Below are 8,634 nucleotides of genomic sequence, written 5' to 3'. Positions count from 1 at the left end.
TGAGACGAAATCCAGTTATCAATGCATATACTTTTTTTAATCTTCTCTAATCCTGTTGCCTTACCTTCATAATAGAGCTTCTTGTCTAAACTAGATTTACCATCATATTTTCGTGATTTAAGGCACACAACAAAGAAAGTCTATTTATTTATTTATTTATTAAATTTTATTACTAATTCCGGTTAATGCTGAGTTACCTAGTATTACTTCATAGATTGTATAATTAGAAGTAATATTTTTATGTTAAAGGGAATTTATACTCTGGCTAATGATGTTGTATACGATCAGCTTGTGGCTTTACTAAATAGTATTGAAGCTAATGTTAGTTCCGATATTCCTATTTGTGTAATTCCTTATGATGACCGACTTGAAAAAGTTCAACAAGAAATTAATTCTAGATCAAATGTAATCTTATTTGATGATTCTCAATCAATTCAACGTTGGGAAGATTTTGCTTATGAAGTATGGTCTGCTCATCCAATAGCAAATAAAAAAGTATCTCGTTCTCAATGGTATAAAGGTCATTTGCAAAGAAAATTTGTTGCTTTTGATGGTGAATTTGAACAGTTTGTTTTTTATGAAGCAGATCAGTTAGCAATGAAACCTGTTAATGATATGTGGGAAAAACTACAAAAATATGACTTTGTTTTTGACGATTGGGAACATAAAAAACCAACACCTGTAGCAGCTTTAAATATACCTCTTATTGAATCTTCTACTTCATATAAAGAAGATGATATTAGAAAAAAAATTCATGATGCTAGTTTTTGGGGTTCTAAAAGAGGATTATTCAACCCAGAAGAATTAATGAATTTGAAGGCAAAATTAATTAATGAAAATGAAATTGAATGGATTAATGGGTATGGGTTTTGGGATGATGTATTTTTATTAAATTATTTAACGTTCAGGTGCGATCGCCCCATTTATAACTTTACCTTAAGCGAAAATGGACAAGATAGAACAGGTAACTGTGCTGATGCCGATCCCTTTGTAAATGTTGATAATGTACTTTATAATCAACAAGGTTTAAAACCGATTCACAGAATTCATTATATGAATTATTCATCTAAAGATTTTGCACGTCTATGTCAAGGTTATGATGCTGAGATTAGATATAAAGATGAATTTTTATATTATCGATTTTGGAAAAATTCTGAACAAAGACCTAAAGAACTAAGAGCGCAGGGTTGGCTAGAAAAAATCAGCAAAAAAGTGAAAAATATTACTAGTAAAACCAAAGTTAGCTTTTATAGAAAATATCAGAAATAAAGATTAAATAAAATGGATAGCAAGAAAATCAAAAACAAATTCCCCAAAAAAATTAGAGATAAATATAGATATAGCTATAAAAAAAGCATCCAAGAAATTAAAACGATAATCGGCAAAATTCAAAGACAGTTTAGCCGTCCTCCATTTCCCAAACAAGAAGGAGTCATTAACTTAAATTTAGGTTGTGGTAATATAAACCATACTAAATTTATTAATATTGATTTGTTAAATGCACCTCATATTCATTATATACGAGAGATTGGTAACTTGAGATGTTTTCACGATCAAAGTGTTGATTTAATTTATGCTTCTCATTGTTTAGAACATTTTCCTCATAGCAAAGTTCCTAAAATACTTAATGAATGGTTTAGAGTATTAAAGGATGATGGTATTTTAAGAATATCAGTTCCTGATTTCGACTTACTTTTGAAAATTTATGAGGCAAATGATAATAATATTAATACAATCAAATTAATGTTAATGGGTGAGCAAAACTATCAATATAACTTTCATTTCACTGTTTTTAATAGGAAAAGTTTAGAGTCATTACTTCACAATTCTGGATTTAAAATAGTAAAAGAATGGCAACCAGGTACAGATGAACTTACTACTTTTAATGATACTTCAATTCTGAAGCTAAAGATTAAAGGCAAAGATTATCCGATTAGTTTAAATCTAGAAGCTGCCAAGTAATGGAGACTTGAAAATTAATTTAATTTCATCTTAAGAAGTAGGTAGTGACGAAAAAAAATCACTATATTAAGATTTGTCAACTGACTCCTATATCTTCCAAACAGTTGAGTTGAATGGGATATTTACATTTTGTTAAATAGCGAAAAGTTTTAACGCCTACCTACTTAGTAAAAACTTTGTTAATTTATTAATTTAGCTTCAAAAATCTCAAATTATTTTTACATTTAAGAGCAAAGATAAATAAATAAGATGTAATTAACCAATACATTCTTGCATAAAACTTATGAAAAAAATTCAAACTATCCCAATATTTTGAAAAAACCAATTGATATTCTTTCGCAAAAGTCTGCCAACCTTGACCAGATTTTGATTCAGGATGTATGCGATAATAAGCAAAATTCATTGGTATAGAATAAAACTTGTAATTATGAGATAACATCATCCTTAACCAATATTCATAATCCAGAGATTTGTCAAGATTTTCATCCAAAAAACCAGTTTTTTCTAATACTTGTTTATGCCAAAAAATGGCAGGCTGTGGTGGCATAACTATAGGTAAACCCATCTTACCAGAATAGTTATGAAACAAGAGATTATAAGGGGAAAATACAGGAGATAAACCGTGATAATTTTCTATGTTACTCAGAAAAGCTTTACCAACAATAACAAAACGTTTTTTCTCAGGATTAATTTCTTGAGCTACTTTAGCAAAAGCTTCCTGAAAATAATAATCATCTGAGTTTATCCAAGCTACAATATCGCCAGTAACCTGCTTAAAACCCTTATTAATTCCATTGCTTTGTCCTTGATCTTTTTCACTTACCCAATAAGATAACCAAGGGGAATATTTTTCAATTATTTCAACCGAATTATCCGTGCTTCCACCATCTATAATTATATATTCAAGATGAGGATAACCTTGAAGTAAAACAGAACGAATAGTCTCCTCAAGATATTTACCCTGATTATAGGAAGGAGTAACAATACTAATTTTAGGCCAATCATTACCATCAGGCATTTTATCACTTAATTTTGGAGTCGTCTCAGTCCAAGGCCAACCTTGTTTATCTTCTGGGGGTTGAGGTAGTTCTTCTAAACTAGGATTTTGAATCATAACTATATCCTTAATATTTGTAGTAAGCAGGTACACAAAATTAATTACACAGATATTGAACTGAAAACCCTATAAAATTGTGCTCGTATTTGTAAATAATTGTGTTCAGGTGCTTAACAAGAAGTCAATTTTTGTTAATTAAATTTATGTGCTTGCATCTGATATAAAATTTCCTGGCTTTGGAAGATAGCGATCCAATAATAAATCCAAATAACCAACTAAACTACTAAGTGGTTTTAATCCTAATAAAGTCATTTTACCAATTATCAACACCCCAGCTTTAGTCTTACGATTTAGGATCTAACCCAAGATTGTTGAATAAAATATTTTTATGTTTTTTTCCAACGGATGATGTCTATTAGTGGTTTTGATTGCACTTGATATATTTCCTTTTTTTTGATTCCACCAATTGCTTGCTTCCGACTCTCAAATAACTCTAAAATTCCATTAATAACCGTCTTAACTAAATTTTGATTACAGCCATCAATAAACTCTTCCGCATAAATATTATTTTGAAAAAAATCATTAATTCTTTGTCTTTGTTTTTTGACTTCATCAAATCCTATATATTTCACCATAAATGTACTCAATGGAGAATTTCTCATATCATAAACTGCATTTTGACTAAGCCCATCTTTCAACAAAGTTAATACTTCACATTCTCAAGTATTTTTACATTGATAAGGATTATGAATATCTGGTAAAAATTTCTCCAAATGAGCCGGAATATGTCCTTGACTAGGCAACTCTCTCACCATTGTTGAAAGAGGTATATTCAACCCCAAGCGCATAGATAATGCTTCAATAAAAGCTAAAGTAAAAATTTTACTTCCTAGATAAATTTTAGCAACTTCAATATTCTTTTTTGCCTGATTAACCCAGCTTTGATAAGTTTTATCGTCTGGTTCTCCATCAAATTGACTGAAAATAAAATTGGGATTCAAATAATTAATAAATCCTTCTGTTTTTTCTAAAGCAATTCGATATTCACAAACTGTATAAGAGTTTCCATTAGCAAGATTGTGGTTAGTTTATGGCAATAAATTCCAGGTATTATCTAGAAAAATTGAACTAGGAGAAGCAAACCCACTTACATCTCGATTAGATAATCTAACAGATTTTTTTACTGTTTCATAAATTTCCCCATAACTAAGATTAATATTTAACTTAGTATTAGTTTCTTTGAGTTTTTGATAGAGACGTTCAGTAGCATTTAAACCATCTTTAGAAATAGGTTGAAATGGAATAGTAGCTTCAATACAAGCAATAATTTCAAACAAATGTTTAGGTGTCAGAAATGTTTCCATTACTTTAGCGGCAACCACAGCACTCATAAACTCATTTTGCCCACCAAAAGGTCATTTCAGTTATCAGTTAGCCTCCTCCGGAGGAACTGCGTTAACAGTTAGCCTCTTGCAGAGGAACTGCGTTAACAGTTATCAGTAACCTCTGGCGCTCACCATCAGGATTGAAATAATGAACTTTTATCTTTTCATCCCCTATCCAAGGGGAGGCACATACCCTCTTTTTTTGGTAACAAAACCTGACCAGCAAGAAAACCAAAAATAGATGTTACCATCTCAAAAGTCAGATCCTTAGGCAATTCATTTTTTTCCCTAATTTTTAACTTTCCCTGTCTCTCTTGAATATAAGGAGCAATATAATAACTGAGATTAAAATTAACACTATGATCTACTTGTACATAAACTAAATCATGAAATAAAGCCGCTAATACTTCAATCGAATCTTGTGAATTTCCTACCTCAAAAATATGATTTGGAGTATGAAAATAACGCCATAGCCCTGTCATTGGTTGCACAATTAACTCAGCAATTTCAACAAGTTTCTCTGGTTTAACTTCTACCTGTAGTTGCTTAATTGCCCAGTTGAGTTTTTCTAAGCATTGTTCATGCTCATGTTCAAAATTCATTGCTTCTTGACTACTTGTTTGGTTAATTAATTATTGACTTTTAACTAACAATCAGTTAAATTATCATTCATAGACATTAACATGGCATTCTCTTGTCTAAAATTTGATTTCCATCAAAGTTTTCCAAGCAAATTGTGGTAGAGCCAACATTCGTCGCCAACGCCAAGGCTCCTGATAAAGTCGATACAACCACTCCAAAGAATTGTCACAAAACCAAGCAGGTGCCCTTTCCTTCACACCAGCCCATATATCCAAACTACCACCAATACCAATCCAGATTGCTCGAGGACAAATATGTTTATGTTCTGCAATCCACAACTCTTGACGAGGCACTCCTAAACCCACAAATATTAATCTTGGCTGTAATTGTGCCAAAGTCTGTAATAGTTCCTTCTCCTCTGCTGGAGATAAATAACCATGCTGACAAGCGATACGGCTGCCACCCTCCGTAAACCCTAACTCTGGGACTTTTTCTTGCCAAATCTCAGCAGCTTTCATAGCGACCCCTGGTTTTCCTCCATAGAAAAATACTAAATTCTGTGGATTCTGTTTCGGTACTTGGCACAAAAGACTTTCTGCTAATTCAATACCAGGACAACGCCGTACAGATTTACCCTTAAGCCTTAAGTATAAAACCACACCAGCTCCATCAGGAACTACCAATTCAGCCTGACGAATTATCTGAGCCAAGACATGATTTTTCTCACCCTGCATTACCATTTCTGCATTCAGCGTCACTACATGAGTTCCTACTCCCGCCTCTAATCGAGAAAGTAGGTAAGCAGAGTAGTCATCTAGACAATGTACTGGTAAACCTAGCACCAGATTTTCTGCAATTGGACTAAGTGTAGGCTCAGATTTTTTTTCCCTCATAAGTATTATATTTTATTGATTTTCGTTTTTGACAATCTTTAATACTTACTGAGCTAGATTACCTGATTCCGCTATTTCCGGCTACTACTTAACTAATTTCTTTCATCCTGATTAGCTGCTGCACATTTAAACTGTGATTGGTAGTGGACTGATACATATTCAATGGTGTCCTGCGAGAGATTATTAAATGCCACCCGCAGTCTAAATTTTAGGTATCACAAGTCTTATAACTACCAGCGATGGAGAAAAAGTTGCCAACCCAAAGAATCTTCCAAGGTTACATAAAAAATTAAGGTTAGCCCAGAAATCTTTAGACAGAAAACCCGATAAAAAGTCTAATAATTATCACAAAGCGCGACTCAAAGTCGCTAGGATACACGCAAAAATCAAAGATTCAAGACTTGACTATACTCATCAACTGACATACGTCGCCAATCCGACGGCTCCCCTACAACTAATTAGAGAAAACCAAACGATAGTAGTTGAGGATTTGGCAGTTAACAACATGGTTAAAAAGCGGTGCGACCCCGCGACGACGCTAGTCGCAAGCGGTCAGACCCCGCGACGACGCCAGCTCGCTTGCGGAATGCTGACCAAGAGAGGGAACGCGCACCAAGAGATCACAAAGCACGCTAGAGCTATTAGTTATGCTAACTGGTCCGAATTAGTTAGGCAATTAGAATACAAAGCAGAATGGTATGGAAGGGAGTTAATCAAGATTGACCGATACTTTCCTAGTTCGCGCGCGTTGCTCTAATTGTGGTCATGTAGTAGAAAAATTACCTCTCAATATTAGAGAGTGGGAATGTCCTGAATGTGGTAGCCACCATGATAGAGACATAAACGCTGCAATTAACATTTTGCGGATGGGAACCCGCGGGGTGCGTAAGACGCAAGCGGTCAGACCCCGCGCCGCCGACAGCTCGCTTGCGGAACGCGCATTCCTGTGAGGGAATGCTGACCAAGAGAGGGAACGCCCACGCTCGAAGGCTGCGGGACTCGCAGTGTCAGCGCCAGTCGCTCATGGGGGAAACCCCCTTTGGCGGCGCTGGCAAGTCTTTAGGAGCGCGCCTTTAGACCCGTTGGCGAAGCCTGTGCGAAGCACATAGAGAGTAAATCTCGCTTATGCTGGTGCATTGTTAGCGCAGCTCCTCTGCGCATAGGCAGCAGAAAGCCCCTACCAGCAATGGTAGGGAATCCCGCGCTGTCTCGCGTATAGCAGCGTCGGGAGGATGTCAACCCTTTGTCTCAGTAATCTGCACGAAAGCGCTATAGAACCAATTTGGTCTTTCCCAATATTAAATTTTGGCGTTGCATAATCTATAGCAATCCTCTGCACAGTTGTAATATTTTCGTGGTAGGGGCGTTTTATGTTGCGGAGCAAAACGGCTGTTCGCCCGTACAGGATTCAGGATTAGTAGGGGAGAATGGCCATTTACCCCTACAGGAGTCATAATTTGCTCATGTTTTCAGTTTAAATTAACTATTATAAAAATTGTTACAACCAATAGGTGGATTGCTATACCTGCATTTCTCACAAACTTTACGATTCTAGTCGCTAAAAACCTTGTATAGCAAGCATTTAACCCTGCTTAAAAGAGATAAAAAAAACAAAACACTGTTGAAAACCTTATTCTGTATGACTTTGAGTAGATAAGGATTTTGATAAGTCAAACTTATTTTGTGAGAAATCCGGGTATAGATATGAACTACTCCCTACCCCCAAAGATTGAAAATCATACCCGCGCTTCAGCAACCCCTAAATTTTTATAGAAGTCAGGTAGAGGAAATAGGGGCAAAAGGTTGAAAAATACTCCCCATCTCCGCCCTATTTTTTTAAATAGCTCTCAAATAGTTTCTATGGGAATTAGCCGATCGCCTAAAAGCATTTTTCTGTTATTTGTTCCTTGTTTCCCAATCTAGATTTTCCAATTTTAGGAACTTCATCTATAATCAATCGAGCAGAATCAACTACAAGCATCTTGTTGTATTCTGACGACTAACACTTTTATAAAAATTAGTATTTTATGAATCTGACAGCAGGAGTTGTCCTTCAAAAAGGAAAATATACTATCGATCGTATTTTAGGCCAAGGATGCTTTGGTATAACTTACCGAGCCATTCATCATCATTTTAACCAAATTGTTGTACTGAAAACTCTCAATGAAAGTCTACGCCAGCATCAAGATTTTCCTAAATTTCAACATCAATTTATAACTGAGGCTCATCTCCTGGCTAACTCTGGACATCCCAACATTGTCAAAGTATGGGACTTTTTTGAGGAAGATGAGCTTTTCTTCATAGTAATGGACTATATACCGGGTCAAAATTTGGCTGAGTTAATACAGTCTGGTCATAATCTCCATCCCAACCAAGCTACTCATTATATGCACCAAATTGCCTCAGCTCTTTCAGTAGTTCACAAAAATGGTTTTTTACATCGGGATATACAACCCAAGAATATTATTAGGCGAGCTGGAACTAATACTGTTGTACTAACTGATTTTGGTATTGCCTGTGATTTAACTCCTGGAATTAGGCAAACTCATACTAATTTATTTTCTGTGGGATATTCACCACCAGAACAGTGTAATCCACAACAAAAGTTAAGTCCGACAACAGACATTTATGCTTTAACAGCTACATTATACTATTTACTTACTGGTAAGACTCCTACTCCTGGAGCTTTAAGGCTCTCTCAAGCTGTTCCTCAAACACTTAATTTTCTGCAAAAGAGTTAAAAGATTTTCAACCA

The 8,634-nt window shown here is 35.0% G+C and carries 9 protein-coding genes and 1 pseudogene; 4 read left to right on the top strand and 6 right to left on the bottom strand.

The window, feature by feature from the left end; translation table 11 throughout:
* Nucleotides 1-240: 240 nt before the first annotated feature.
* On the top strand, nt 241-1,269 hold the full coding sequence (locus F6K22_RS22140) for an Npun_R2821/Npun_R2822 family protein (RefSeq protein WP_293102759.1): 1,029 nt from the start codon (nt 241-243) through the stop codon (nt 1,267-1,269).
* A gap of 12 nt (nt 1,270-1,281) precedes the next feature.
* The gene (locus F6K22_RS22135) at nt 1,282-1,962 is read left to right on the top strand and encodes a class I SAM-dependent methyltransferase (RefSeq protein ID WP_293102756.1); all 681 of its coding nucleotides are present in this window, start codon (nt 1,282-1,284) and stop codon (nt 1,960-1,962) included.
* A gap of 187 nt (nt 1,963-2,149) precedes the next feature.
* Here F6K22_RS22135 and F6K22_RS22130 read toward each other — a convergent pair whose 3' ends face one another.
* From F6K22_RS22130 to F6K22_RS22105, 6 genes are all read right to left on the bottom strand, one after another.
* Nucleotides 2,150-3,076, bottom strand: coding sequence for a glycosyltransferase family 2 protein (locus F6K22_RS22130; RefSeq protein ID WP_293102753.1), 927 nt, complete (start codon nt 3,074-3,076; stop codon nt 2,150-2,152).
* Nucleotides 3,077-3,405: 329 nt separating this feature from the next.
* Entirely contained in the window at nt 3,406-3,720 is a 315-nt protein-coding gene (locus F6K22_RS22125; protein ID WP_293102751.1) for a hypothetical protein, read from the bottom strand.
* A gap of 18 nt (nt 3,721-3,738) precedes the next feature.
* Nucleotides 3,739-4,020, bottom strand: a complete 282-nt coding sequence (locus tag F6K22_RS22120) for a hypothetical protein (protein WP_293102749.1) — start codon at nt 4,018-4,020, stop codon at nt 3,739-3,741.
* A gap of 87 nt (nt 4,021-4,107) precedes the next feature.
* Entirely contained in the window at nt 4,108-4,410 is a 303-nt protein-coding gene (locus F6K22_RS22115; RefSeq protein ID WP_293102747.1) for a hypothetical protein, read from the bottom strand.
* A 158-nt stretch (nt 4,411-4,568) separates the two neighbouring features.
* Nucleotides 4,569-5,006: a hypothetical protein gene (locus tag F6K22_RS22110; RefSeq protein ID WP_293102744.1), complete on the bottom strand. Its 438-nt coding sequence runs from the start codon at nt 5,004-5,006 to the stop codon at nt 4,569-4,571.
* 96 nt (nt 5,007-5,102) lie between these two features.
* Entirely contained in the window at nt 5,103-5,879 is a 777-nt protein-coding gene (locus tag F6K22_RS22105; RefSeq protein ID WP_293102741.1) for a WecB/TagA/CpsF family glycosyltransferase, read from the bottom strand.
* Nucleotides 5,880-6,087: 208 nt separating this feature from the next.
* On the opposite strand from F6K22_RS22105, the pseudogene F6K22_RS22100 reads away from it, so the two are divergent.
* Together F6K22_RS22100 and F6K22_RS22095 are read left to right on the top strand one after the other, a co-directional pair.
* Nucleotides 6,088-6,829 (top strand): annotated as a pseudogene (locus F6K22_RS22100) (RNA-guided endonuclease TnpB family protein); the annotation flags it as partial.
* Between the two features lie 1,077 nt (nt 6,830-7,906).
* Nucleotides 7,907-8,620, top strand: a complete 714-nt coding sequence (locus tag F6K22_RS22095) for a serine/threonine protein kinase (RefSeq protein WP_293102738.1) — start codon at nt 7,907-7,909, stop codon at nt 8,618-8,620.
* Nucleotides 8,621-8,634: the final 14 nt, after the last annotated feature.

It is taken from the genome of Okeania sp. SIO2F4 (assembly GCF_010672385.1).
Lineage (GTDB): Bacteria > Cyanobacteriota > Cyanobacteriia > Cyanobacteriales > Microcoleaceae > Trichodesmium.
The sequence above is the reverse complement of the archived record's forward strand: the minus strand, read 5'-3'. Positions and strand labels throughout refer to the sequence as shown.

What these genes read in the sequence shown, in the direction of transcription:
- F6K22_RS22140 (WP_293102759.1), top strand. Translation starts at nt 241, where the DNA reads ATGTTAAAGGGAATTTATACTCTGGCTAATGATGTTGTATACGATCAG.
- F6K22_RS22135 (WP_293102756.1), top strand. Translation starts at nt 1,282, where the DNA reads ATGGATAGCAAGAAAATCAAAAACAAATTCCCCAAAAAAATTAGAGAT.
- F6K22_RS22130 (WP_293102753.1), bottom strand. Translation starts at nt 3,076, where the DNA reads ATGATTCAAAATCCTAGTTTAGAAGAACTACCTCAACCCCCAGAAGAT.
- F6K22_RS22115 (WP_293102747.1), bottom strand. Translation starts at nt 4,410, where the DNA reads ATGAGTGCTGTGGTTGCCGCTAAAGTAATGGAAACATTTCTGACACCT.
- F6K22_RS22110 (WP_293102744.1), bottom strand. Translation starts at nt 5,006, where the DNA reads ATGAATTTTGAACATGAGCATGAACAATGCTTAGAAAAACTCAACTGG.
- F6K22_RS22105 (WP_293102741.1), bottom strand. Translation starts at nt 5,879, where the DNA reads ATGAGGGAAAAAAAATCTGAGCCTACACTTAGTCCAATTGCAGAAAAT.
- F6K22_RS22095 (WP_293102738.1), top strand. Translation starts at nt 7,907, where the DNA reads ATGAATCTGACAGCAGGAGTTGTCCTTCAAAAAGGAAAATATACTATC.